Raw genomic sequence first — 24,390 nt, 5'->3', positions numbered from 1 at the left:
GAGGGGTAACTACACCTCTGGCCTGAGCAAACTGGGCAGCGGGCCCCCGGACTGGTATGGTTTTGCCATCAATTCATCAACGACCGAGACATCATGAAACGCAAAACCATGGCCCTGCTGCTGGGCACCCATCTGCTGGTCGCGGCGGCAGGCTTTGCCGCCGGTGTCTACACCCTGCCGATCCTGATCGCGCCACCCGCACCTGATACCGAGCAGGTCGCGGCCAGCCAGCAACAGGCGAGATTCCACGGCACTTTTCGCCGGGATCTGAAAGACAGCGATCGGCTGCACTGGGGGGAAGGCAAGGTGAGCATAGGGCCGGATGCCGTCAGCCTGATGGGCAAGCTGGCCCCCGGGCCGGACTACCAGCTCTACCTCTCCCCCGAGTTTGTCGAGACCGAAGCCGATTTTGCCCGCCTCAAGGATCAGATGGTGCGAGTCGGGCCGGTGAAGACCTTCGACAACTTTATCGTGCCGCTGCCCGCCACGATCGATCCGGCCCGCTACAGCAGCGTGATCGTCTGGTGTGAAACCTTCGGCCAGTTCATCACCGCCGCCCGTTATCAGGATCTGCGTCCGGAGCAGTAACCTCACCCCAGACCCGCACCATGCAAAAGGGCTGACATCGCTGTCAGCCCTTGGGCTATCCGCCCCTTCGTCATTAACGCTCCGGCTTGGTCATCTCCCGCAGCAGCTGATCGATGCAGCCCACTACCTGCTCTGAGTTCTGCTCGATCTCACGGTAGAGCGCCTCCGCCTCTTCATGCTTGTGCTGATTTTTCAGCTCGATAATCTGCTGGATCACCTGATGCAGTCTGGCGTGCGGGGCGGCCATCGCCCTGAAGGCGGGTTGATCGCCGCAGCATGCCTGCCCTTCGCTGAAGTACCAGTGGCCAAGGCGGCACTCCTTGTCACTGACCGCCTCGCTGCGCGACAACCCCTCCTGCCCATCCAGATAGGCTCGGACACGGGTCTTCCAGCCCATATGAGCGGCGCGGGCGCGACTCAGCACCATCCGCACGTTGGAACCATCCTGGAACTGCCCGGCCAGATCCCCCAGCTTGTCCACCAGGGTCGCCACATGGCTGGCGATATGGGCGGTATCCCGCGCCACCAGCGTGGTGGCCTGGGAGATCTCGTGGACGCTGACGATATTGCGGGTGATCTCGTCGCTCACCGAGGATTGCTCCTCCGAGGCCGCGGCGATCTGGGTGTTCATGTCGCGAATGCTGTTGACCGCCCCCTTGATCCGGCCGAGAGCTTCTCCCGCCTGATTGGCCCGCTCCACCGACTCCCCCGCCCGCGAGACGCTGTGTTCGATCATGGTCACCGTGGTGCCCACCGCCCGTTGCAACTGCTCGATGGTGCCGCGGATCTCGGCGGTGGAGTGCTGGGTGCGCCCGGCCAGCGAGCGCACCTCGTCGGCCACCACCGCAAAACCGCGCCCCTGTTCCCCGGCCCGGGCCGCCTCGATGGCGGCGTTGAGGGCCAGCAGGTTGGTCTGCTCGGCGATGGACTGGATCACAGCCAGCACAGAGCCAATCTGCTCGCTGGCCTTGGCGACCTCTTTCACCGTGTTGCCCGCGCTGGCGATCTCCTCCGCCAGCTGTTCGATCATGTTGACGCTCTGCTGCACCACCTCATCACCGGTGACCGCCTGATTGTCCGCTTCGTTGGCCGCTTCGGCCGCCTGTGCCGTGTTGTTGGCCACCTCGTGTACCGTGCTGGTCATCTCGGTCATGGCGGTGGCGAGCTGGGTGGTCTGCTCCTGCTGGCGCGTCATGCTGCCAAGGTTGCCTGCCGCACTGCGCGACAACCGCTCACTCTCGCCAGCCAGTTCGCCCAGAGTGGCGGTGAGCTGGCTGATGGTGTCGCGGATCTTGGCAACAAAGCCATTGAACGCCGACCCGAGGCGGCGGATCTCCTCCGGCCCCGCCACCGGCAGCTTGCTGCCGAGATCGCCGGAGCCATTGGCCAGCGCCTCCAGCGCCTTGACACTGTCGAGCAGCGGACGGCTAAGACGCGCCAGCAGCAGCACCAGCGCCACCGCAATCAGAGCGGTGCCAAGTAGTGCGATCATTACCATCTGCCAGCTCTGGCGTAGCAGTGCGGCTGCAACCTCACTGTGATCACGCGCCAACTCGATCACCCCGACCGTCTTGCCGGAGAAGTCGCGCAACGGTGCCGCCATCACCAGAAAATCGCTCCCCTGCTGCTTGATGGTGGTGAAGCGGCTCTCTCCCGCCAATACCTCCTGATACCAGTCCACCGACTCACCAAGCATGGAGGTACCAGTCAGCATAACGGGTTTACCCTGTTCAAACAGATAGATGGCAAGGCGACTGCCCTTGCCCAGCAGATCGGCAAACAGCGAGGTGTCGAGGGCGCGGCCAAACTCCACCGAGCCGACCGACTGACCATTGAAAGTGACCGGCACTACGCCGCGGATCCCGGTGCCGCCCTGACCGGTCTCCAACCCGCCGACCGGTTGATGATTGCGGTTCACCTCGACCACTGCCAACCGTGTAGTAGAGAGGTCGTCGCTATGATTTGCGGGCTTGTGTACCCGATAAAGGGAAGTAGCCGGGGGAATGTGAAAGTGAAACTGCTGGATCCCCTGCGCCTTGATAGCGGGCCAGAGCGGATCAAACAGATTGGCGAGGGTCTGCCAATCCTTGTCGGCCACCGCCTTGGCTGCATCCGGCCGCTGGGCGATCAGGGTCGCCGCCAGCACGGTTTCATGGCTGGTATTTTTGATCACAGCTTCCACGTTCTGGAGCTGGCTCCGCAGTGCAGCCTGCTCGGCCGCGAGCGCCCGCTGGCGATTTTCAAACAGATTAAAGGTAAGCAGCACCACGGCGAGCAATACGATGCCGCCGATTGCCAGCAGCGTGATCTGGTGACCCAGCTTGCGAGGGGGGAACATAAGACACCATCCTTGACAGTCATACCCAACCTACAGGATGGAACGGTTAAGTCGGGAGTCCATCAGAACTTAACCCTTTGTTGATATTGATCAAACGATTAACAGGCAAAATGCGAGGTAGGTCAAACGGGGGGAATATTCACTCACAAGGCCGAGATCGGCACTGCGAGCCACAGGTTGAAAGTATACCGCCCATAAACAAAAACCCCCTCGTGACAGAGGGGGTTTTTCGTTTTGGCAACGGGTGCGGATTAACGCAGCGGTTTGACCGAGCGACGGACGATCAACTCGGGCTGTACCGTCATCGATTCCACTTCCAGCTCCTTGTTGCGGATCCGGCTGACCAGATGCTTCACCGCCAGCTGGCCCAGTTCGGCCTTCGGGTGGCGGATGGTGGTCAGCGGCGGGCTGGAGAAGCGCGCCATCTCCACATCGTCGTAGCCGATGATGGAGATATCGTCCGGCACCTTGACTCCCGCTTCCCAGGCAGCGCAAATCGCGCCGATCGCCATGGGATCGTCGAAGGCAAAGACCGCGGTCGGACGAGGCTGCAGGGCCAGGATGCGCTGCATGGCATCGAAGCCGCTCTGGCTCTCGTAGTCCCCTTCAAAGATCTGTTCATCTTTGAGGGTCAGACCGTGCTCGCCCAGCGCATCACGCACCCCGTCCAGTCGCTGCTGGGTGGTCGGCTTGGAGAGCTGGCCAGTGATGCAGACGATGTCGCGGTGCCCCAGCTCCAGCAGATGGCGAACGGCCATGCGGGCGCCGATGCGGGCGTTGTCGTTGATGACGTTGGCGAAATCGCACTCCGTGCCCCAATCCAGTACCACCTGCGGCACGTTCTTGTGGATGCGCAGCATGTCACGCAACGGGGTGTCGATATCGGTACCCAATACCAGCAGTCCATCCACCCGTTTTTCCATCAGCATTCTCAGGTAATGCTGTTGGCGAGGCGGCTGGTTTTCGGTGTTGCAGAGGATCAGGCTGTAGCCCTGTTCGAAGCAGTACGCTTCAACCCCTTGCACCACTTCTGCGAAGAAGGGGTTTACGCTGGTGGTCACCAGCATACCAATGGTCTTGGTCGAATTTATTTTAAGACTGCGCGCTACCGAGTTGGGCGCGTAGTTGAGTTCTGCCACCGCCTCAATCACTTTCTGGGTCGCGTCTTCGCTGACCCGCCGAGTGTGGTTGAGCACATGTGAGACGGTGGAGATGGATACGCCTGCGCGCGAGGCGACATCCTTGATAGTGGCCATCTCTGTCTCCTGACTGTCAAAGGCGGAACATTAGCAGATTTCCCGAATAAAGGCTTGGTTTTAACGAGCTCTGCCACGGAATTGTCAATGCCGGCTAATTTAGGCGCTCATTTCTGTTTGCGCAAATGGATTGTGGTCAAAATGGGAGCGCTGTCAGAGTAAAATATCGCCAGATTAATCCTCTGGCGTTTGTCGGAATCGCCTATCATTACCAAGATGTTAAGTCAACAAATCAAAATTAAGCTCTGATTAGCCGAAAATAACAGGTCATTTATTTCAAAATACACCCATCCAACCCCCTCTGGTTAGTATCTTTAACAGCTTGTTATTGCCCCGTGAGGAATGATAGAACCATACCTATAGCCGGATGCACGGGATGTAGATCCGGAATGGCACACGGAAATGAAACAATCCACTGATTAAGGGACGAATCAATGCATAAGTTGAGCAAAATCACAGTTGGCGCAGCGGTTTCTTTGGCTCTGTTTGGATCGATCTCCATCGCCCACGCGGCAGACACCATCAAGATCGGTATCGCAGGCCCGGTCACCGGTCCGGTAGCCCAGTACGGGGACATGCAGTTCACCGGCGGCAAGATGGCGGTCGAGCAGATCAACAAGGCTGGCGGCATCAATGGCAAGCAGATCGAAGCCGTCATCTATGACGATGCCTGCGATCCCAAACAGGCGGTGGCCGTCGCGAACAAGGTGGTGAATGACGGTGTCAAGTTCGTGGTCGGCCACCTCTGCTCCGACAACACCCTGCCCGCCTCCGACATCTATGAAGATGAGGGGATCCTGATGGTTACCCCCGCCTCCACCAACCCCAAGATCACCGAGCGCGGTTACCAGCTGACCCTGCGTACCATCGGCCTGGATAGCGATCAGGGCCCGACTGCCGCCAAGTACATCATCGAGCAGGTCAAACCCCAGCGCGTGGCCGTTATCCACGACAAGAAGCAGTACGGTGAAGGTATCGCCTCCAGCGTCAAAGCCGCACTCGACAAGGCTGGCGTGAAGGTGGTGGCCTATGAAGGGATCACCGCCGGTGACAAGGACTTCTCTGCCCTGATCGCCAAGCTACAGAAAGAGAACGTCGATTTCGTCTACTACGGCGGCTATCACCCTGAGCTGGGCCTGATCCTGCGTCAGGCTGGCGAGAAGGGGCTGAAAGCCAAGTTCATGGGCCCGGAAGGGGTGGGTAACAAGGATATCTCCGCCATCGGCGGCCCGGCTTCCGAAGGCCTGCTGGTGACCCTGCCGAACAAATACGATCTGGTGCCTGCCAACGCCCCGCTGGTCGCTGCGTTCAAGGCCAAGGGTCAGGACTCCTCCGGCCCGTTCGTCTGGACCACCTATGCCGCGGTGCAGAGCCTGGCTGCCGGTATCGCCAAGGCGGGTGAAGATGACCCGGCCGCCGTTGCCGCCGCCATCAAGGCTGCGCCGATCGATACCGTGATGGGCCCCCTGACCTGGGCACCGAACGGTGACCTGAAAGGCTTCGAATTCGGTGTGTTCCAGTGGCACGCTGACGGTACTTCCAGCCAAGTCAAATAATCTGCCGATCGGGGGTGAGTACGCTCACTCCCTCCTCTCTTTGCGGGCAAGTACAGGGAACGCAGTATGTCCGAACACCTCCTCTATCTGGTTCAGCAACTGCTGAACGGATTAACCATAGGCAGCACCTATGCGTTGATCGCCATCGGCTACACCATGGTCTATGGCATCATCGGCATGATCAACTTCGCCCACGGCGAGGTGTACATGATCGGCTCCTATGTCGCTTTTATGGTGATGGCGGGGCTCATGATGATGGGCATCGACAGCACCTTTTTGCTGCTGGGCGGCGCCTTCCTGGTCAGTATCATCATCACCGGCACCTATGGCTGGAGCATCGAGCGGGTCGCCTACCGGCCACTGCGCGGTGGCAACCGGCTGATCCCCCTCATCTCCGCCATCGGCATGTCGATCTTCCTGCAGAACATGATGCGAATGGCACAGGGCTCACGGGATATCGCCATGCCCAGCCTGATCTCCGGTGGCTGGACCCTGGGGGGGGAGGATGGTTTTCAGGCCAGCCTCTCCTATATGCAGCTGATCATTTTCGTGGTGACCTTCATCACCATGCTGGCGCTGACCCAGTTCATCGGCCGCTCCCGCATGGGCCGCGCCTGCCGCGCCTGTTCGGAAGATATCAAGATGGCCAACCTGCTGGGCATCGACACCCACGTGGTCATCTCCATCACCTTCGTACTGGGGGCTGCGCTGGCCGCCGTCGCCGGGGTGCTGCTCGGCATGTATTACGGCGTCATCAACCCCTACCTAGGCTTTATGGCCGGTCTGAAGGCCTTCACTGCCGCAGTGCTGGGCGGTATCGGCAGCATTCCGGGCGCCGTACTGGGCGGCCTGCTGCTCGGCGTGGTTGAAGCGCTCACCGCCGGTTATCTCAGCACCGAGTACAAAGATGTGATGGCGTTTGCCCTGCTCATTTTTGTGCTGCTCTTTATGCCGACCGGCATCCTGGGTCGTCCGGAAGTGGAGAAAGTGTGATGAAACATCAATTTATCCACGCCTGTATCGCCAGCCTGGTGTTGCTGGTGCTCTCCTTCTGGCTGCTCGGCTTCAAACTGGAGACCGATGGCTCCAGCCTGCAGGTAGTGAGCCGCCTCGATGTGTCGCTGGCCTGGCTGCTGGGGGGAGCCACCATTGTTTTCTGGTTCCAGATGCTGCGCGGCCAGATCGCCAAGCTGTTTCAGGCCTCCATCAGCGGCTTCTCGGTCGGCTTCACCAAGCTGGTGCTGCCGAGCCCGGAAGAGGCGCCCAAGCTCTATAACCTCACCGCCGTGCTGGTGCTGCTGTTCGCGGTGAGCTGGCCCTTTATGGCCTCTCGCGGCGCCATCGATCTCGCCACCCTCACCCTGATTTACATCATGCTGGGGCTGGGGCTGAACGTGGTGGTCGGCCTCGCCGGTCTGCTCGATCTCGGCTATGTCGGCTTCTACGCGGTCGGTGCCTACAGCTATGCCCTGCTCAACACCTACTTCGGGCTGAGCTTCTGGGAGTGCCTGCCCATCGCCGGGCTGATGGCCGCCACCTTCGGCTTCCTGCTCGGTTTCCCGGTGCTGCGGCTGCGGGGGGACTATCTGGCCATCGTCACTCTGGGTTTTGGCGAGATCATCCGCATCCTGCTCAACAACATGACCACCCTGACCGGCGGCCCGAACGGCATATCCGGCATCCCCAAGCCAACGCTGGGGGGGCTGGAATTCAACCGCACCGTCAAGGATGGGGGCTTTGATACCTTCCACAACTTCTTCGGCATTACCTACAACGCCAACCACAAGGTGATCTTCCTCTACCTGATGGCGCTGGTGTTGGTGGTGGTGACCCTGTTTGTCATCAACCGTCTGCTGCGCATGCCCCTTGGCCGCGCCTGGGAAGCGCTGCGGGAAGATGAGATCGCCTGCAAATCGCTGGGGCTCAACCCCACCATCATCAAGCTGACCGCCTTCACCATCGGCGCCACCTTCGCAGGCTTCGCGGGGAGTTTCTTTGCCTCCCGGCAGGGCTTTATCAGCCCGGAATCCTTCGTCTTTATCGAGTCGGCCATCGTGCTGGCGATTGTGGTGCTGGGTGGCATGGGCTCCCAGATCGGGGTGGTGCTGGCTGCCATCGTGATGACGGTGCTGCCGGAGCTGGCCCGCGAATTCAACGAGTACCGCATGCTGATGTTCGGCCTCTTGATGGTGTTCATGATGATCTGGCGGCCACAGGGATTGCTGCCGATGACCCGTCCGCATCTGGAGTTGAAGAAATGAGTACACATCAGAAGTTAATGGAAGTCTCTGATCTGTCGATGCGCTTTGGCGGCCTGCTGGCCGTCAACGGGGTCAAGCTGGATATCGACAAGGGCGAGGTGATCTCCATCATCGGCCCCAACGGCGCGGGCAAGACCACCATCTTCAACTGCCTGACCGGTTTCTACTGTCCGAGCGGCGGCACCATCCGCTACAAGGGTGAGGAGATCCAGGGGCTGCCCGGCCACCTCATCGCCCGCAAGGGGATTGTGCGTACCTTCCAGCACGTGCGGCTGTTCAAGGAGATGACGGCGGTGGAGAACCTGCTGGTTGCCCAGCACCAGCACCTCAACACCAGTTTTATCGCCGGTCTGTTCAAGACCCCGGCCTTCCGCCGGGCGGAGCAGGAGGGGCTGGAGCGGGCCGCCTTCTGGCTGGATAAAGTAGGCCTCAAGGATCTTGCCAACCGCGCCGCCGGTAATCTGGCCTACGGTCAGCAGCGCCGCCTCGAGATCGCCCGCTGCATGGCGACCCGTCCCGAGCTGCTGATGCTGGACGAACCGGCCGCCGGCCTCAACCCGAAGGAGACCGACGAGCTGGACGAGCTGATCATGAGCCTGCGGGACGAGTTCGGGGTCTCGGTGCTGCTGATCGAGCACGATATGAAACTGGTGATGGGCATCTCCAACCGCATCTTCGTGGTCAGCCAGGGCACCCCGCTGGCCCACGGCAAGCCGGATGAAATCCGCAACAACCCGGCAGTGATCAAGGCCTATCTGGGCGAGTCGTAAGGACAAAATGATGTTAGAACTTCGCAACGTATCGACCCACTACGGCAAAATTCAGGCGCTGCACGATGTCAGCGTCGAGGTGAAAGAGGGGGAAATCGTCACCCTGATCGGTGCCAACGGCGCCGGCAAGACCACCCTGCTGATGACACTCTGCGGCGAGCCCAAGCCCAGCAGCGGCTCCATCTGGTTTGAGGGGGAACAGATCAGCTCCCTCACCACCGCCCGCATCATGCGCAAGGATATCGCCGTGGTGCCGGAGGGGCGCCGTATCTTCGCCCGCCTGACGGTGGAGGAGAACCTGCTGATGGGCGCCTTCTTCGTCGACAAGGCCGAGCAGCATGGCCTGCTGGATCAGGTGTTCACCCTGTTTCCGCGCCTGCACGAACGGCTGGAACAGCGGGCAGGCACCATGTCCGGCGGCGAGCAGCAGATGCTGGCCATCGGCCGTGCCCTGATGAGCAAACCGCGCCTGCTGCTGCTGGATGAACCCTCGCTGGGGCTGGCCCCCATCGTCATCCAGCAGATCTTCGACACCATAGAGCAGTTGCGGCAGAAGGGGATGACCATCTTTCTGGTGGAGCAGAACGCCAACCAGGCGCTCAAGCTGGCCGACCGCGGCTATGTGCTGGAGAACGGCCACGTGGTGCTGCAAGACACCGGTGCCGCCCTGCTGGCCAACCCGGCAGTGCGGCAGGCCTATCTGGGCGGTTAACCCACTGCCCCGCATGCCATATCAACAAGGGAGCCGCTGGCTCCCTTATCTTTTGTGGGGTTAGTTTGCGCCCAAGCTTGCGGTACACTGGCCCGTAATCAACCTATTCGCAGGACATCCCGATGGACCAGTTTGCCCATATCAATGCCCATGATGCCTACCAGAAACTGAGCTCGGGTGAAGCCCGTTTGGTGGATATTCGCGACCCGCAATCCTTTGAAGCGGCCCACGCGGTCGGCGCCTTCCACCTTACCAACGGCACGCTGGTGCGCTTTATGAATGAAGTGGATTTCGATACCCCGGTCATCGTGATGTGCTATCACGGCAACAGCAGTCAGGGGGCGGCCCAATACCTGCTGCAACAGGGTTATGACGAGGTCTACAGTCTGGATGGCGGCTTCGAGGCGTGGCGCCGGGAGTTTCCCATCGAGGCAGGCGAGGCATGATCCAGCTGCTGGTGCTCGACAACGCCCGCATGGCACAGGCGCTGGTAGACTATCTGGCGACCCTGGGCATCTCCTGCGAGCTGACCCAGTCCGAGCTAGGGGTCACCATCTGGCTGGCGGACGAGCAACGCCTCGCTCAGGCCCAGCTGGAGGTGAAGCGCTTTCTGGCCGAGCCGGGCCACCCGCGCTACATGGAGGCCTCCTGGCAATCCGGCCGCGCCGATGCCCGCATCGACTACAGCAAGGGGATGACGGACCCCATCACCGATTTCCTCCATCAGGCGGGGCCACTGACGCTGGTGGTCATCATCGCTTGTCTCGCCATCTACGGGATCGAGGCCATCGGCCTGCCCATCTACGATGAACTGGCATTCCACCCGACGCTGGCCCAGTTCACCGACTGGCAGGCGTGGCGTTATTTCACCCCCGCCCTGATCCACTTCTCGGTGCTCCATCTGGTGTTCAACTTGCTGTGGTGGTGGTATCTCGGCGGCCAGATCGAGCAGCGCCTCGGCAGCGGCAAGCTGCTGATCCTGCTGCTGGTGGGCGCCGCCCTGCCCAATATCGCCGAGTTCTTTGCCAGCGGCCCGCTGTTTGGCGGTCTCTCCGGCGTGGTCTATGCCCTGCTCGGCTACTGCTGGCTACGCAGCAAGCTGCAACCGGCCTGCGGCCTCACTCTGCCACCGGCGCTGATGGGCTTTATGCTGTTCTGGATGGTGCTCGGCTTCTTTGACATGCTCGGCACCAGCACCGCCAACATCGCCCACCTGACCGGCCTGCTGGTCGGCCTGCTGCAAGGCTGGCTGGATCGCAACCACCAGCCGGGCTGATTTTTCAGCAGCCGCAGAAACGAGAACGCCGCCCCGAAGGGCGGCGTTTTTTACGCGATGGGCAGTTACTGCTTGATCAGGGTGTCATCAGTTACCTTGACCGCCGCACCGCCACTCATAAAGAAGCTGGCGAACTGGGTCTGGATCTCGGTGGTGACCGCGCCAGCCTGATCGAAGTTCTCGTCAGGAGCCAGCAGCGAGCTATGGCCCCCTTTCAGGAAGCGCGCAGCATGGTGACCCGCCGGGAGCACGCCGGAACCCTTCAGCTCTTGCAAACCCAGCACCCGGAACAGCGGCTCGGTGCCACCCAGCGGCGCAGAGGCGATGCTGTTGGGGATCACCTGATCCAGCAGATTGAGCGCACCATCGCCAACAATTTCGGTCGCGAACAGCGGGAAGCTCTTGGCGATGCCACTGCCCAGATTGATCGGGTCCGCAGAGTCCAGCACTGACTGGGCGGCAAAGGTATAGCTCTGCAAGGTGCTCGCCGCACCCGCCTGCGTGGCCGCATCCAGACTGGGCAGGAACTCGTTGACGAAGCAAGTGGCGGCAGCCGTTTTGCAATTCGGTGCATAGGCGGTAAAGCCCGCTTTCAGCGCCGGACTGCCCGAGGTAAGCACGCTCATCTTGATGGTCGGCCCGAAGCTAGGCGAGTTGAGCAACAACGGCGCGATGCCGCCACCCGGCATCGCCAGACCACCGGTATCGAACTTGAACAGGGCATCAGCCTGAGCACTGCCGGTGGTCTGGTTGGCGACAGCCAGCAGATTGGCCCCGGTAATGGCACCGAGTGAGTGACCGAGGAAGTGAACTTTCAGACCGGCACCACCCAATTGGCCACCCAATCCCTGGGTGTTGGCCAGACCGACAGCCAGGCGAAGGCCAAGCAGATCGACCACGCTCTGTTTCAGATTGTCCCGCGCCACCGTCAGATAGTTGAGGTTCAGATAGGGGAGCGGGTTCTCCGATGTGGTCACCGTCGCCATGCTGTTGCTCAGGGCATAACCACGCTCGCCGTGCAGCGGATGATCGATCACTACCACAGCGACATTTTTGGCTGTTGGTGTGACTTGCAGACCAGCACCAATCTGGCCCAGCGCCAGCGCATAGGCGTTCTCCTTGATGGAGGTAACCCCGTGTTGATAGATGATCACATCGGTAATGGTATTGAGCGGTGCAGCGGCGAAGATCCGCAGCGGTACCGATTGTACTTCGCTCAGGGTAGGCAACGGGTTGAAACGGCCGATATTGCGCTCGGCATCCAGCGGCTTGCCACCGGAGGTGAGGGTCACCCCGATCAGCTTGCTCGCCTCGGTCAGCAGTTCACTCTGACGGCTCGGGTCGGTGATCAGCTCACCCAGCAATGCCGGGTCCACGCCCGCCCCGACCAGTCCACCGATCACCTCGCTATCACCCGCTTTCAGCGCGTTGGCGATGGCATAGAGGCTGGGAATGGCGCCGTGCCAGGATTGGGTTTTGGCCTTGTCCCATGAGCCAGCTATCGCCGGGGTAGAGAGGAAGTAAGGGAGTTTGACGGTGCCGGTATACACCTTGGTCACCGCTGCAACTCCGTTTAGGGTGGCATTAGCCGCCACAGCGGCAGCAATCGCATCACGATCTTTCTGCGGCAAGAATGGCTCATTCGCCAGCTGGGTCAGAAAATCCACCCCGCCATTAAGACCGTTGATGGTATAGGTTGCTGGCAGGCTGGTGTTGCCCTTGGCATCCTGTTTCCAGACGAACGCAGCATCCAGACCATTTTCGACTACCTTAGCTGCTGCCCCCTTCACCGCCAGCAGCACATCGGCACCAGATTGGGTGGCAAACCAGTCGGAGAAGATCACCCGATCGCTGGTGATCCCGGTGGCCGCCTTGAACAGACCTTCCTGCAGCGAGATCAGGCCGTTGATGGTCTGCTCCTGCGTGGTTGCGCCAGCCGTCGATCTGAAGCTACTGTAATCGCCGCCCGCCTTGAGCGGTGTGCCGCGACTGTCCTTGAGGGCATCGGTCGCCACGATCATGTAGTAAGAAGAGGGATTGAGCGGCTTGAGCGGAACCAGATTGAGCTTGCCGTCCCCGCCAGTGACCACAAAGTCGGTCCCATAAACCAGTGGCTTGCCGCCCTTGACTCCGTTGGGTTGCAGAGTGACCGGATCCAGCGTGAGCTCGAGCAGGTAGAGGGGTGCAACGGCAGAGGCATACTCGCTGGCCGCCGGTGCCGGCACAGAGACACCGGTCACGGTCGCCGGTACCAGCTGGACGGGTTGGGTGGTTGACCAGCCATCCAGGGTGGAGAGGGCAGATACCGGGTTCGACAGATCAGCAGTTTCTGTCGAAAACTTCAGGGTACCGTCGCTGGCACGGGGGGCCAGCACGCTCGGGCGCACCCCGTTGGCACCACTCAAGGTATAATCGAGGGAGCTGGTGGTGTCTCCCTTGTTGTCATCTCCACCACATCCGGCCAGCAGGGCGCTGACAACAGCTGCATAAATTAGCTTCTTCTTCATTTTTTATTCTCTTTTTATAAGGTTGTTATCCATCACAAGCCAACGGGGTCATCACGACCTCGACTGCAAAACGTTAACATAAAACCAACACCAAATAAGACTCATGCCGGACAGTTCTGGCTCAGCTTTGTGGTGCATGTCATGGTTTCAGGTTAACAAAGGGGCGCAAGGGTAGCAGTTGTGGCCCCATCACCAGACCCGACCAGCCAGCGGGCACCATCACGACTAAAAAGCCGCTGCGATCTCGGCAAAGTGAGGGAATTGTCGGTAGAATGTCCGCCAACGCTTAAGGAGGACATCATGATCGACCCGAAGAAACTGGAAGAGATCGCCAAGCAGGTGCACAACTCCCTGCCGCCCGGCATTCGCAGCATGGGTGAAGAGGCCGAGAAGAAGATGCGTCAGGTACTGCAAGCCCAGCTGGGCAAGCTGGATCTGGTCAGCCGCGAAGAGTTCGACGTGCAGACCAAGGTGCTGTTGCGTACCCGTGAAAAACTGGCCGCCCTCGAAAGCAAGCTGGCTCAGCTCGAGCAGCAGCTCGGCGCCAAAGGCGAATAACGAAAACCCCAGCTCGGCTGGGGTTTTTGCTTTGTATTGAACCTGTAAAAAACATCACACCTGAAGCAGATACCAGGCCCGCTTGCCGCGAGCCTTGGCCTCATACATGGCACGGTCGGCCACCTCCAATGCCTGCCGGAAGCTCAATGGCTCCTCCTCCCACAGGGCGATGCCGATACTCAGCCCCACCCGTTGCGGGCAACCGGGTTTGGGCACATAGCCGTGCATCCGGCTGATCAGGGCGTCAGCCAGTTGCGCCAGGCCATGGCTCGACACATCCCGGTGCAGATGCACCACAAACTCGTCGCCGCCGTAACGGCCACATAGCGCCGAGCCAGGCATAATAAGGCGCAGCCAGTCCGCCATCTGCTGCAACACCAGATCGCCGCAGGCGTGCCCCAGCTGGTCGTTGATCCCCTTGAAATCATCCAGATCGATAAAGAGCAGCGCCCCCGCCCCTTGCGGCTGCAGCTGAGCAAACGCCTTGCCAAACCCCTGCCGGTTGAGCAAGCCGGTCAGCGCGTCGCTGTTGGCGCGCTCCGCCAGTCGCTGCTCATAAGCCTTGCGCTGGGTGATATCGATATGGGAGCCCATGATCCGCAGCGGCTTGCCATCGCCATCCCGATCGACGACCCGTCCCCTATCCCACAGCCAGGTGATCTCCCCGGCCGGGCTGATGGTGCGGTATTCGGCTTCGTAGAAGGGAGTTTTCCCCTCAAGGTGGGCAAAGTAGCTGCCCATGGCATGGGCGCGATCGTCGGGATGGAGCTTGGCGCTCCACTGCTCGAAATGAGGGGCCATGTCACCGGCCTGAAAGTTCTGCAGATTGAAGACCCGCAGCTCGCCGGTGGGAATGGTGCCCTGCCAGAGACAGATGCCGGTGCCATCGAGGGCGGCATTGAGCTTCTCCTGCAACAGGCCATTTTCATGCTGCAAAGCGGCGATCTCTGCCTGCAAACGGGCCATTTCACCGCCATGAGGGGACGGGATCAGCGTTGCGACCCGTTCAACAGAGCCGGTCTCTCCCCTGTCATCCTCCGCTGATGCCCTGCCCTCTTCACTCAACACTGCGCCTCCTTGTGCTTGCTCTATGGATGCTCTTGTCAATCCCCCACAAAGATGCCATCAGCTAGGCTCGATTAGTAGCCACTCATAGCCAAAATATTGAAAAATAATGGGATAACGCCGCGATAATCCAACCATTCGGTACGATCAGGTACTGCGGCGGCCACAAAAACAAAAGCCCCCGGCAAAACCGGGGGCTGCGTCATCCAGACGGGGATCCCGTCAGATAAATTCGTAGGCGTCACCAAAGATGCGCTCCGGCTCGGCGCCGAGGATCTTGAACTCCTCCCGCGCGGCACCCGCCATCTCGAAACGGCCGGCGACATAGATGTCGTAGTCGTGGAGACTGACGAAATCATCCATGATCGCCTTGTGCACCAGCCCGCTCTTGCCGGTCCAGTCAGCATCAGGCTCCTGCACCACCGGGATAAAGGTGAGCGGCGCATAGTCACGCTCCCACTGCTGCATCTGCTCCAGCTCATAGAGCCAGTGAGCCTGACGCACACCCCAGTAGAAGAACACCGGGCGCTTGCTGCCCGTGTCAATCAGGTACTCCAGAATGGAGCGGGCGTAAGAGAAGCCGGTGCCGCCCGCCATCAGGATCAGCGGACGGGGAGACTCATCGCGCAGGAACGCCTTGCCAGCCGGCAATTCGACCTCGATCTCCCCCTGCTCGCGCATGCGGGCCAGCACCTGACCGGCGTAGGCGTTCTCGGGAGTAGCACCGATTTGCAGCTCCAGCACGCCCGGGCGGGTCGGCGAGTTGGCGATGGAGAAGGGGCGCTTGTCCGAATCGCTCATCACCACCAGCAGATACTGGCCCGGCTTGAAGCTGATCGCTTGCTGCGGCGTCAAGGCCACATGCCAGATGGTGTCGACATATTCGCGCAGTTCCTCTACGCGGCATTTGATACGTTGCATTCTTGTCCTTGTGGCGGGCTCGCTCGGCCCGCTTCGCTCATTGTTTCACTATGGAGTGACGACCAGCAGCCCTGGCCCCGTCAGTCGAGAATACTCAAATCAGTGCGGATCGCATCACTTTTTGCAGCAAAGCTCTCATGTTTGCCTCATCCGAGGATATTGAGCTCATCCCAGATGGCATCCACCTTCTGCTTCACCGCCTCATCCTGAACTATGGGCTGACCCCACTCCCGATTGGTCTCGCCCGGCCACTTGTTGGTGGCATCCAGCCCCATTTTGGAGCCGAGGCCGGAGACCGGCGAGGCGAAGTCCAGATAGTCGATCGGGGTATGCTCGATCAAGGTGGTGTCCCGTGCCGGGTCCATCCGGGTGGTGATGGCCCAGATCACATCCTTCCAGTCGCGAGCGTTGACGTCATCGTCACACACCACCACGAACTTGGTGTACATGAACTGGCGCAGGAATGACCAGACTCCCAGCATCACCCGCTTGGCATGGCCCGGGTAACGCTTCTTGATGGTCACCACCGCCATCCGGTAGGAGCACCCCTCCGGCGGAAGATAGAAGTCCACAATCTCGGGGAACTGCTTCTGCAGCAGCGGCACAAACACCTCGTTCAGCGCCAGACCCAGCACCGCCGGTTCATCGGGCGGACGGCCGGTGTAGGTGCTGTGATAGATGGCATCGCGCCGCTTGGTGATGTGGGTGATGGTGAATACCGGGAACTCGTCCACCTCGTTGTAGTAGCCGGTGTGGTCGCCATAAGGCCCTTCCGGCGCCATCTCACCCGGCTCAAGATAGCCTTCCAGCACGATCTCGGCGCTGGCGGGCACCTCCAGATCGCAGCTGATGGCCTTGATCACTTCGGTACGGCTGCCGCGCAGCAGACCGGCAAAGGCATATTCGGAGAGAGTATCCGGCACCGGCGTCACCGCGCCGAGAATGGTCGCGGGATCGGCGCCAAGCGCTACCACCACCGGGAATCGCTCACCGGGATGGGCCTCCTGCCACTCGCGAAAATCGATGGCTCCGCCACGATGATCGAGCCAGCGCATGATCAGCTTGTTTTTGGCGATCTTCTGCTGGCGATAGATGCCGAGGTTCTGGCGTTTCTTGTAGGGGCCGCGGGTGATGGTGAGGCCCCAGGTGACCAGCGGCGCCACATCGCCGGGCCAGCAATGCTGGATCGGGATCTGGTCGAGATCGACCGCATCCCCCTCCTGCACCACCTGCTGGCAGGGGGCGGAAGAGAGGCGTTTGGTCGGCATGTTGAGCACCTGCTTGAAGATCGGCAGCTTCTCCATCAGCTCCTTGAATCCCTTTGGCGGCTCGGGCTCCTTGAGATAGGAGAGCCAGACCCCGACCTGACGCAGGGCGCCCACATCGGGCTGGCCCATGCCCATGGCAACCCGATCCGGGGTACCGAACAGGTTGGTCAGCACCGGCATGGTGTAGCCTTTGGGATTTTCGAACAGCAGAGCCGGGCCACCCGCACGCAGGGTGCGATCGCTGATCTCGGTCATCTCCAGATAGGGATCTATCTCGCGGGTGATGCGCTTGAGTTGTCCGTTTTGTTCCAGCTGCGCGATGAAATCACGCAAATCCTTGTATTTCATGCAAGTTCCCAACCGGGTTCAGGAGGTCACGCATTATAACCCTGGCTGCCCATCGGGTGTACCCGAATCGGGTAGCAGACTCGGCGCAATGGGTGGCATGTCACGCTGGCCGAGGCGTCTGGCCAGCGCAGAGAGCAGTTGGGGCTCGTCCACTTCCATCAACAGACCGGCCACCAGCGCCCCGTATTGACGGTTGGAGAGTTCCGCCAGCAGGTATTTCTGGGCTTGCGGCGGCAAGGGGGAGAGTCCGCTCAGCTGCCGCAGGGCGGCTCCCTTCAATCCCTCATTGCCACTGGCGGCAATCAGCAGATCGCTGGCAGCACTGCCGTGATGAAAGCGGCTGATGGTAGAGAGTGCACGCAGCGCATCCTGATCTGCCGGCCGCCGCCACAGCATGCCATAGAGCGCCGGTTCGCCGGTGCGCTGCAACAGATGGAACAACAGGTGATTATCGGGCAGATAGATATTCTGGCTGGCCAGCGCTTGCGCCTCCCGCATCCAGATCGGTTGCGGCAAGGTATCGAGGGCCAGCAACAGGGCTTGCTGCTGCATGGCGAGATCGGGGTTACTGCTGTAGTAGATGGACTTTAGCTGGAAGCTGCCCTGGGCAAGCTGCTGCCGATAGCGCTGCATCAGTGATTGCAGCTGCCACTCCCCCAGCAACTGACGGGCCTGCGCGGCAAAATCATAGACAGGTTGCTGCACCAGAAAACCGTCGACCTGCTGCTCCATGAGCCACTCGGGGGCCTTGTCGGCCTGAGCCTCGACCCACTGTTGCAACGCAGGAGATGCTGGCGTGGTAGCGGGAATATCCCGCAGCAGCTGCAACAGCAGGAACTCCCGCCGCTCGCGACTCAGGGTCGCCAGCAGAGAGTCGATGGCTGCGAATTGCCCCTCCTGCAGACGGCCCGCCAGATAGCGCTGGTGAGTCTGCAACGTCTCGGCTGTCACCGCGACCGGTGCACTTTGCGCGCAAGGTGGCATTGCACTCAGCAACCCCAGCAATAACCAGAAAACAGGCTTCATGACGTCTCCATCCATGTGACATCGGGATCTCATACTACTAGGGCGACCGGAAAACAGATAAACAAAAACCGCGACCAGGGCCGCGGTTTCGTCATTTTCTGACCGGACTTACTTCTGCTGGCGCCGCATGGCGTCGAAGAACTCGTCGTTGGTCTTGGTCATCGCCAGCTTGTCGATGAGGAATTCGATACCGTCGATCTCGCCCATCGGGTGGACAATCTTGCGCAGGATCCACATCTTCTGCAGCTCGTCACCTGAGGTGAGCAGCTCTTCCTTACGGGTGCCTGAGCGGGTGATGTCGATGGCCGGGTAAACGCGCTTCTCGGCAATCTTGCGCGAGAGGTGCAGTTCCATGTTGCCGGTACCCTTGAACTCTTCGTAGATAACCTCGTCCATCTTGGAACCGGTATCGATCAGCGCGGTGGCGATGATGGTCAGGCTGCCGCCCTCTTCAACATTACGCGCGGCGCCGAAGAAGCGCTTGGGACGGTGCAGGGCGTTGGCATCCACACCACCGGTTAGTACCTTGCCGGATGACGGGATAACGGTGTTGTAGGCGCGAGCAAGACGGGTGATGGAGTCCAGCAGGATCACCACGTCTTTCTTGTGTTCGACCAGGCGCTTGGCCTTCTCGATCACCATTTCGGCAACCTGAACGTGACGGGAAGCAGGTTCGTCAAAGGTGGATGCGATCACTTCACCTTTCACCATCCGCTGCATCTCGGTAACCTCTTCCGGACGCTCGTCGATCAGCAGAACGATCAGTTCACAGTCCGGGTGGTTGTAGGCGATGCTCTGGGCGATGTTCTGCAGCAGCATGGTCTTACCGGCCTTGGGCGGCGCCACGATCAGGCCACGCTGGCCTTTACCGATGGGGGAAGCCAGGTCCAGTACACGGGCGGTAATATCTTCGGTAGAGCCGTTACCCCGTTCCATACGCAGACGTTCGTTGGCATGCAGGGGGGTAAGGTTTTCAAACAGGATCTTGTTGCGGGAGTTTTCCGGGCGGTCGTAGTTGACCTCGTTGACCTTGAGCAGTGCGAAGTAGCGTTCGCCCTCTTTCGGTGGCCGGATCTTGCCGGAGATGGTATCGCCGGTACGCAGGTTGAAGCGGCGGATCTGGCTCGGGGAGACGTAGATATCGTCAGGGCCTGCCAGATAGGAGCCATCTGCACTGCGCAGGAAGCCGAAACCATCGGTCAGGATTTCCAGCACACCGTCGCCAAAGATATCTTCACCACCCTTGGCGTGCGCCTTGAGGATGGCAAAAATGATGTCTTTCTTGTGCGCCCGAGCCAGATTTTCCAACCCCATGGATTCGCCAAGCTTGACCAGCTCGGACACAGGAGTGTTCTTTAATTCAGTCAGATTCATAGTGGTGAAAGTCTGTAAGCAAGGATTGAAATGAGGAGACAGTCTGCTGGATTGATGCTGATCGGATTTGATTGCCAGGCTGTGGTTAGCAAAGAGTCAGGCAAAAAGGTTAGCAAACGAGCGATAAACTAGCACCAATCGGGATGAGCGTCTAGGTGATAAAACACAAGGAGCGCATTATTGCAATGCGCTCCTCTTTAATTATTACAGGTTGCCGTCCAGGAACTCTTTCAGCTGAGTCTTGGACAGTGCACCGACCTTGGTCGCTGCCACTTCGCCATTCTTGAACAGCAAGAGGGTCGGGATACCACGAATGCCGTACTTGGGCGGAGTATCAGAGTTATGGTCGATGTTCAGTTTGGCTACGGTCACGCGACCTTCGTACTCTTGGGCAACTTCTTCCAGGATCGGGGCAATCATCTTGCACGGACCACACCACTCGGCCCAGAAGTCGACCAGAACGGCGCCATCGGCTTTGATTACATCTGCCTCGAAGCTGGCATCGCTCAGCTGAACAATCTTGTCACTCATCTCCAACTCCAGTCAGTAATTAAGGCTTTATTGACATATCAACAAAGGCAATAGTTGCCCTATTTGAAATGATCCTGTTTATTATTGCAAGCCTAACCTGATAACCTACCGCCATGAGCAAAACACACTTAACGACCGACAAATTCGCCCAAATGGGCCTCGAACCCGAAGTTCTGGCTGGTCTGGAATCAAAGGGATTTCACTATTGCACGCCCATCCAGGCACTGTCTCTGCCACTGCTGGTAGAAGGTCATGACCTCGCCGGTCAGGCCCAGACAGGAACCGGCAAGACCATTGCCTTCCTGGCCGCGACATTCAACTATTTGCTGACTCACCCGCTGACCAAGCCCCGTCTGGTTAATCAACCCAGAGCCATCATCATGGCACCCACCCGGGAACTGGCAGTACAGATCTATAACGATGCCGACAGCATCGCTGCCTCTACCGGCCTGAAACTCGGCCTCGCCTACGGTGGCGAAGGTTACGACAAGCAGCTGGCCGTGCTGGAGCAGGGCGTCGACATCCTGATCGGCACCACTGGCCGCATCATCGACTACTTCAAGTCCAAGGTGATCGATCTGAGCAACATTCAGGTCGTGGTACTGGACGAAGCGGATCGCATGTTCGATCTGGGCTTCATCAAGGACATCCGCTTCCTGTTCCGCCGCATGCCGCCCGCGACCGAGCGTCTGAGCATGCTGTTCTCCGCCACCCTCTCCCTACGTGTGCAGGAGCTGGCCTACGAACACATGAACCACCCGGAACATGTGCAGGTAGAGCCGGAGCAGATGACCGGCGTGCGGATCAAGGAGGAGCTGTTCTACCCCTCCAATGAAGACAAGATGTTGCTGCTGCTCTCCCTGATGGAAGAGGAGTGGCCGGAAAAAGCGATCGTCTTCGCCAACACCAAGCATGTCTGTGAAGACGTTCACGCCTGGCTGGAAAACGACGGCCACCGCGTCGGTCTGCTGACCGGTGATGTGCCACAGAAGAAGCGGATGAAGATCCTCGAGGATTTCACCAAGGGTGCGCTCGATATTCTGGTCGCCACCGACGTGGCCGCCCGTGGTCTGCACATCCCTGACGTGACCCACGTTTTCAACTATGACCTGCCCGACGACGCCGAAGACTATGTACACCGTATCGGTCGTACCGGTCGTGCCGGCAAGAGCGGTCACTCCATCAGCCTGGCCTGTGAAGACTATGCCTTCAACCTGCCGGCCATCGAGGAGTACATCCACCACGCCATTCCGGTCAGCAAATATGATCGCGAAGCGCTGCTGGATGACGTGACCCCGCCGAAACGGGTGTTCCGCAACCGTCAGCCAGTGAACCGCAACATGCGGGATCGTCAGGGCGGTGGCAACAGCAACAACCGTCGTCGTCCGCCGCGCAAGAGCTAAGGACAGGCCCGTTGCACAACTCGCCTCTCTATGCCGCTATCGACCTCGGCTCCAACAGCTTTCATATGCTGGTGGTGCGCGAGGTCGCCGGTGCCCTGCGCACCGTCGCCAAGGTCAAGCGCAAGGTTCGCCTTGCCGCCGGGCTCGATCCGGAATTTCGTCTCAGCCGTGCCGCCATGGAGCGGGGCTGGGACTGTTTGCGTCTCTTCTCCGAACAATTGCAGGACATTCCGGCCGACAATATCCGGGTGGTGGGCACCGCAACCTTGCGGCTTGCCACCAACGTCGACGAGTTCCTCAGCGAAGCGGAACGGGTACTCAACCACAGCATCGAGATCATCTCGGGCGAGGAAGAGGCCAAGACCATCTACGAAGGGGTCTCCTGGACCTCTGCCGGGGAAGGCAACCGGCTGGTGATCGACATCGGCGGTGCCAGTACCGAACTGGTGATCGGCGAACATAGCGAAGCAAAACTGCTCAACAGCTTGCACATGGGCTGCGTCACCTGGCTCAACAATCACTTCGGTGATGGCGAGCTCTCCGAAGCCCGTTTCGAGCAGGCGATTGCTGCCGCCAAGGCGGTGCTGGAGAAGGTGGCGGATGATTACCGTGCCCTTGGCTGGCGTACCTGTGTCGGCGCCTCCGGCACGGTGCAGGCGCTGCAAGAGATCATGCTGGCGCAAGGGAAGAGCGAACGGGTCACCCTGCCGAAACTGCAGGAGCTGATGGGTCAGGCCATCGCCTGCGGCAAGCTTGACCGGCTGCAACTGGAAGGGCTGGCGGCCGAGCGGCTGACCGTGTTCCCCTCCGGCCTCGCCATCCTGATCGCCATCTTCGAAACCCTCGATATCGAGAGCATGACCCTCGCGGGTGGCGCCCTGCGTGAAGGACTGATCTACGGTCTGCTGGGCAACAATCACGACTGTGATGCCCGGGATCGTACCGCCGACAGCCTGATCAGCCGCTATCAGCTGGATAAAGAGCACGCCGAACGGGTGCGCGATACCGCCGTCGAGGCGTTCAACCAGCTGCAACCGGCCTGGCGACTCTCCAAACGCTACGGTCGCCCGATCTTGCGTTATGCCGCCCTGCTGCACGAGATCGGCCTCTGTATCGAGTACAAGAAGGCGCCGCAACACGCCGCCTACATCATCGACAACATCGATATGCCGGGCTTTACCCCTGCGCAAAAGAAGCTGTTGTCGGCCCTGCTGTTCAACCAGCGGGACGAATTCAAGCTGGAACCGCTGGAAAAGCAGGGTGCTGTCACCGGTCGTCAGGCGATCCGGCTGGCCCGTATCCTGCGCATCGCCCTGATCCTCTGCATGCGCCGCACCCAGGGCACTGTGCCCAGCTTCACCCTGCAGGCAGAAGAGGAGTCACTGACCCTGACCCTGCCCAAGGGCTGGATGGATGAACACTACCTGCGCGCCAGCGAGCTGCGGCTCGAGGTGGAACGCCAGCAGAAGATGGGCTGGCCGACCCGCGTACAGGAAGCCTGACTCAGCAACCCGCCTGTTTTGGAGCCGATCATGCCGGATTATCAACCCATCAGCTGCGATCTCTACGACTGGCTCGAAATTGCTGCCAGCTGGCAACTACCGGTGACCCTCACCAGCCGCGATGGTCGCCAGCGGGATGACAAGATCCGCACCATCGAAGCCAGCGAAGGGGTCGAGTATCTGCTGCTGCACAGTGGCGAGCGGCTCAGTCTGGCAGAACTGGCGACCCTGCGCCTGAACTGGCAAGGGGAAGAGAAGCTGATCCGCTTCGCGCCAACCAACTGAATCCAATACGAAAAAGGAGGGCCAACATGACGTTGGCCCTCCTTTTTGCATCTGCGCCTCACACCGGCCGTTAACTCGCCGCCAGCGCCGCCATCACATAGACATCGAAGCGGTTGCTCTTGGTCTCAATGGCCATGCTGGGCTTCTGTTCGTTGAGCCAGCCGGCGTAGTCCGGCCGCTTCACCACCACCCGCTTCTCTGCCATTTGAAGCGCAGCTGGCAGCAGAGCATCAGCATCAAGATCCGGCCCCACCAGCGACTGGAACACCCGCATCTCCTTTTTCACCAACGCTGACTTCTGCTTGTGGGGGAACATGGGGTCGAGGTAGATCACCTCGGGCCGCTCCGGCAGCGCCAGCAGATTGTCCACCGCCGGGCCTTGCAGCAGGTGCATCCGCTCGCTGACCCAGGGGCCAATCTCGGGATCCTGTGCCGCCCGCGCCAGCCCATCCTGCAACAGAGCGGCCACCACAGGGCTGCGTTCGATCAGGGTCACCTTGCAGCCGAGGGAGGCGAGCACGAAGGCATCGCGCCCCAGCCCGGCGGTGGCATCCACCACGGTCGGTGTGGCACCGGCCTTGAGCCCCACCGCCTTGGCGATGGATTGACCGCGACCGCCGCCAAACTTGCGGCGATGCGCCACCGCCCCTTCCACGAAGTCCACATAGACAGCCCCCAGCTTGGGCTCATCCAGCTTGCGCAGTTCCAGTCTCTCTTCAGTCAGTACCAGCGCAAACGGAGCCGGAAACTCCACGTCGGCAAGGCGTAAACGCAGGGCGTCGAGCTCGCCATCACGGGCGGGGACTTCACTGAAAACCTGAATATGGGGCATAGGAGACAGACTC

At 60.2% G+C, this 24,390-nt stretch carries 22 protein-coding genes; 12 read left to right on the top strand and 10 right to left on the bottom strand.

What is annotated here, in order from left to right; genetic code table 11:
- Positions 1–93: 93 nt before the first annotated feature.
- Positions 94–588 carry a DM13 domain-containing protein gene (locus VF684_RS17390; RefSeq protein WP_040069868.1) on the top strand — a complete coding sequence of 165 codons (495 nt, stop codon included), beginning with the start codon at positions 94–96 and terminating at the stop codon, positions 586–588.
- A gap of 73 nt (positions 589–661) precedes the next feature.
- On the opposite strand, the gene VF684_RS17385 is transcribed toward VF684_RS17390, so the two are convergent.
- On the bottom strand, positions 662–2,926 hold the full coding sequence (locus VF684_RS17385; RefSeq protein WP_139440688.1) for a methyl-accepting chemotaxis protein: 2,265 nt from the start codon (positions 2,924–2,926) through the stop codon (positions 662–664).
- Positions 2,927–3,177: 251 nt separating this feature from the next.
- Positions 3,178–4,182 (bottom strand): substrate-binding domain-containing protein, encoded by a 1,005-nt coding sequence (locus VF684_RS17380; protein ID WP_005342437.1) that lies wholly within the window; start codon positions 4,180–4,182, stop codon positions 3,178–3,180.
- A 434-nt stretch (positions 4,183–4,616) separates the two neighbouring features.
- Between VF684_RS17380 and VF684_RS17375 the strand changes: the two genes are divergently transcribed.
- From VF684_RS17375 to glpG, 7 genes are all read left to right on the top strand, one after another.
- Positions 4,617–5,738, top strand: a complete 1,122-nt coding sequence (locus tag VF684_RS17375; RefSeq protein ID WP_162516125.1) for a branched-chain amino acid ABC transporter substrate-binding protein — start codon at positions 4,617–4,619, stop codon at positions 5,736–5,738.
- A 66-nt stretch (positions 5,739–5,804) separates the two neighbouring features.
- Positions 5,805–6,731 (top strand): high-affinity branched-chain amino acid ABC transporter permease LivH, encoded by a 927-nt coding sequence (gene livH, locus VF684_RS17370; protein WP_005339439.1) that lies wholly within the window; start codon positions 5,805–5,807, stop codon positions 6,729–6,731.
- Complete coding sequence (locus tag VF684_RS17365; RefSeq protein ID WP_043825923.1) at positions 6,731–7,999, top strand: high-affinity branched-chain amino acid ABC transporter permease LivM; 1,269 nt, start codon at positions 6,731–6,733, stop codon at positions 7,997–7,999. The genes livH and VF684_RS17365 overlap by 1 nt, the downstream gene beginning before the upstream one ends.
- Positions 7,996–8,769 (top strand): high-affinity branched-chain amino acid ABC transporter ATP-binding protein LivG, encoded by a 774-nt coding sequence (gene livG, locus VF684_RS17360; RefSeq protein WP_005339435.1) that lies wholly within the window; start codon positions 7,996–7,998, stop codon positions 8,767–8,769. The genes VF684_RS17365 and livG overlap by 4 nt, the downstream gene beginning before the upstream one ends.
- A 10-nt stretch (positions 8,770–8,779) precedes the next feature.
- Complete coding sequence (locus VF684_RS17355) at positions 8,780–9,481, top strand: ABC transporter ATP-binding protein (protein WP_005339433.1); 702 nt, start codon at positions 8,780–8,782, stop codon at positions 9,479–9,481.
- Between the two features lie 122 nt (positions 9,482–9,603).
- On the top strand, positions 9,604–9,927 hold the full coding sequence (gene glpE / locus VF684_RS17350; RefSeq protein ID WP_201948262.1) for a thiosulfate sulfurtransferase GlpE: 324 nt from the start codon (positions 9,604–9,606) through the stop codon (positions 9,925–9,927).
- The gene (glpG, locus tag VF684_RS17345) at positions 9,924–10,757 is read left to right on the top strand and encodes a rhomboid family intramembrane serine protease GlpG (RefSeq protein WP_005342430.1); all 834 of its coding nucleotides are present in this window, start codon (positions 9,924–9,926) and stop codon (positions 10,755–10,757) included. The genes glpE and glpG overlap by 4 nt, the downstream gene beginning before the upstream one ends.
- A gap of 65 nt (positions 10,758–10,822) precedes the next feature.
- On the opposite strand, the gene VF684_RS17340 is transcribed toward glpG, so the two are convergent.
- Positions 10,823–13,264, bottom strand: a complete 2,442-nt coding sequence (locus VF684_RS17340) for a VolA/Pla-1 family phospholipase (RefSeq protein ID WP_440174352.1) — start codon at positions 13,262–13,264, stop codon at positions 10,823–10,825.
- 300 nt (positions 13,265–13,564) lie between these two features.
- Between VF684_RS17340 and ubiK the strand changes: the two genes are divergently transcribed.
- Positions 13,565–13,822 (top strand): ubiquinone biosynthesis accessory factor UbiK, encoded by a 258-nt coding sequence (ubiK, locus tag VF684_RS17335; RefSeq protein ID WP_005339429.1) that lies wholly within the window; start codon positions 13,565–13,567, stop codon positions 13,820–13,822.
- 54 nt (positions 13,823–13,876) lie between these two features.
- On the opposite strand, the gene VF684_RS17330 is transcribed toward ubiK, so the two are convergent.
- From VF684_RS17330 to trxA, 6 genes are all read right to left on the bottom strand, one after another.
- Positions 13,877–14,890, bottom strand: a complete 1,014-nt coding sequence (locus tag VF684_RS17330; protein WP_139440691.1) for a GGDEF domain-containing protein — start codon at positions 14,888–14,890, stop codon at positions 13,877–13,879.
- A 219-nt stretch (positions 14,891–15,109) separates the two neighbouring features.
- Complete coding sequence (gene fre, locus VF684_RS17325) at positions 15,110–15,808, bottom strand: NAD(P)H-flavin reductase (RefSeq protein WP_042054686.1); 699 nt, start codon at positions 15,806–15,808, stop codon at positions 15,110–15,112.
- A gap of 146 nt (positions 15,809–15,954) precedes the next feature.
- Positions 15,955–17,424: a 4-hydroxy-3-polyprenylbenzoate decarboxylase gene (ubiD, locus tag VF684_RS17320; protein ID WP_005339421.1), complete on the bottom strand. Its 1,470-nt coding sequence runs from the start codon at positions 17,422–17,424 to the stop codon at positions 15,955–15,957.
- Positions 17,425–17,457: 33 nt separating this feature from the next.
- Entirely contained in the window at positions 17,458–18,450 is a 993-nt protein-coding gene (locus tag VF684_RS17315) for a hypothetical protein (RefSeq protein WP_139440692.1), read from the bottom strand.
- A gap of 108 nt (positions 18,451–18,558) precedes the next feature.
- Positions 18,559–19,824 carry a transcription termination factor Rho gene (gene rho, locus VF684_RS17310; protein WP_005339417.1) on the bottom strand — a complete coding sequence of 422 codons (1,266 nt, stop codon included), beginning with the start codon at positions 19,822–19,824 and terminating at the stop codon, positions 18,559–18,561.
- A gap of 204 nt (positions 19,825–20,028) precedes the next feature.
- The gene (gene trxA / locus VF684_RS17305) at positions 20,029–20,355 is read right to left on the bottom strand and encodes a thioredoxin TrxA (RefSeq protein ID WP_005339416.1); all 327 of its coding nucleotides are present in this window, start codon (positions 20,353–20,355) and stop codon (positions 20,029–20,031) included.
- A gap of 113 nt (positions 20,356–20,468) precedes the next feature.
- On the opposite strand from trxA, the gene rhlB reads away from it, so the two are divergent.
- From rhlB to VF684_RS17290, 3 genes are read left to right on the top strand one after another with little or no spacing between them, the layout of a single operon-like run.
- Positions 20,469–21,758: an ATP-dependent RNA helicase RhlB gene (rhlB, locus tag VF684_RS17300; protein ID WP_005339414.1), complete on the top strand. Its 1,290-nt coding sequence runs from the start codon at positions 20,469–20,471 to the stop codon at positions 21,756–21,758.
- 11 nt (positions 21,759–21,769) lie between these two features.
- A complete protein-coding gene (gene gppA, locus VF684_RS17295) occupies positions 21,770–23,260 on the top strand; it encodes a guanosine-5'-triphosphate,3'-diphosphate diphosphatase (RefSeq protein ID WP_069528582.1) in 1,491 nt (496 codons plus the stop codon).
- Between the two features lie 30 nt (positions 23,261–23,290).
- Positions 23,291–23,545, top strand: a complete 255-nt coding sequence (locus tag VF684_RS17290; RefSeq protein ID WP_108613501.1) for a Rho-binding antiterminator — start codon at positions 23,291–23,293, stop codon at positions 23,543–23,545.
- Positions 23,546–23,615: 70 nt separating this feature from the next.
- Here the strand turns inward: VF684_RS17290 and VF684_RS17285 are convergent, their stop codons facing one another.
- Complete coding sequence (locus VF684_RS17285; protein ID WP_234921554.1) at positions 23,616–24,377, bottom strand: class I SAM-dependent methyltransferase; 762 nt, start codon at positions 24,375–24,377, stop codon at positions 23,616–23,618.
- Between the last annotated feature and the right edge of the window lie 13 nt (positions 24,378–24,390).

This window comes from Aeromonas sp. Lyrl_2 (assembly GCF_051948815.1).
GTDB lineage: Bacteria > Pseudomonadota > Gammaproteobacteria > Enterobacterales > Aeromonadaceae > Aeromonas > Aeromonas veronii.
Note: the sequence above shows the minus strand (reverse complement) of the source record. Positions and strands in the feature narration are given on the sequence as shown.

Coding starts and splice junctions, on each gene's coding strand:
- VF684_RS17375 (WP_162516125.1), top strand. CDS start 4,617: ATGCATAAGTTGAGCAAAATCACAGTTGGCGCAGCGGTTTCTTTGGCT.
- VF684_RS17315 (WP_139440692.1), bottom strand. CDS start 18,450: ATGAAGCCTGTTTTCTGGTTATTGCTGGGGTTGCTGAGTGCAATGCCA.
- VF684_RS17340 (WP_440174352.1), bottom strand. CDS start 13,264: ATGAAGAAGAAGCTAATTTATGCAGCTGTTGTCAGCGCCCTGCTGGCC.
- VF684_RS17385 (WP_139440688.1), bottom strand. CDS start 2,926: ATGTTCCCCCCTCGCAAGCTGGGTCACCAGATCACGCTGCTGGCAATC.
- ubiD (WP_005339421.1), bottom strand. CDS start 17,424: ATGAAATACAAGGATTTGCGTGATTTCATCGCGCAGCTGGAACAAAAC.
- ubiK (WP_005339429.1), top strand. CDS start 13,565: ATGATCGACCCGAAGAAACTGGAAGAGATCGCCAAGCAGGTGCACAAC.
- VF684_RS17365 (WP_043825923.1), top strand. CDS start 6,731: ATGAAACATCAATTTATCCACGCCTGTATCGCCAGCCTGGTGTTGCTG.
- rhlB (WP_005339414.1), top strand. CDS start 20,469: ATGAGCAAAACACACTTAACGACCGACAAATTCGCCCAAATGGGCCTC.
- glpE (WP_201948262.1), top strand. CDS start 9,604: ATGGACCAGTTTGCCCATATCAATGCCCATGATGCCTACCAGAAACTG.
- glpG (WP_005342430.1), top strand. CDS start 9,924: ATGATCCAGCTGCTGGTGCTCGACAACGCCCGCATGGCACAGGCGCTG.
- trxA (WP_005339416.1), bottom strand. CDS start 20,355: ATGAGTGACAAGATTGTTCAGCTGAGCGATGCCAGCTTCGAGGCAGAT.
- VF684_RS17290 (WP_108613501.1), top strand. CDS start 23,291: ATGCCGGATTATCAACCCATCAGCTGCGATCTCTACGACTGGCTCGAA.
- VF684_RS17380 (WP_005342437.1), bottom strand. CDS start 4,182: ATGGCCACTATCAAGGATGTCGCCTCGCGCGCAGGCGTATCCATCTCC.
- rho (WP_005339417.1), bottom strand. CDS start 19,824: ATGAATCTGACTGAATTAAAGAACACTCCTGTGTCCGAGCTGGTCAAG.
- livH (WP_005339439.1), top strand. CDS start 5,805: ATGTCCGAACACCTCCTCTATCTGGTTCAGCAACTGCTGAACGGATTA.
- VF684_RS17390 (WP_040069868.1), top strand. CDS start 94: ATGAAACGCAAAACCATGGCCCTGCTGCTGGGCACCCATCTGCTGGTC.
- livG (WP_005339435.1), top strand. CDS start 7,996: ATGAGTACACATCAGAAGTTAATGGAAGTCTCTGATCTGTCGATGCGC.
- VF684_RS17355 (WP_005339433.1), top strand. CDS start 8,780: ATGTTAGAACTTCGCAACGTATCGACCCACTACGGCAAAATTCAGGCG.
- fre (WP_042054686.1), bottom strand. CDS start 15,808: ATGCAACGTATCAAATGCCGCGTAGAGGAACTGCGCGAATATGTCGAC.
- VF684_RS17285 (WP_234921554.1), bottom strand. CDS start 24,377: ATGCCCCATATTCAGGTTTTCAGTGAAGTCCCCGCCCGTGATGGCGAG.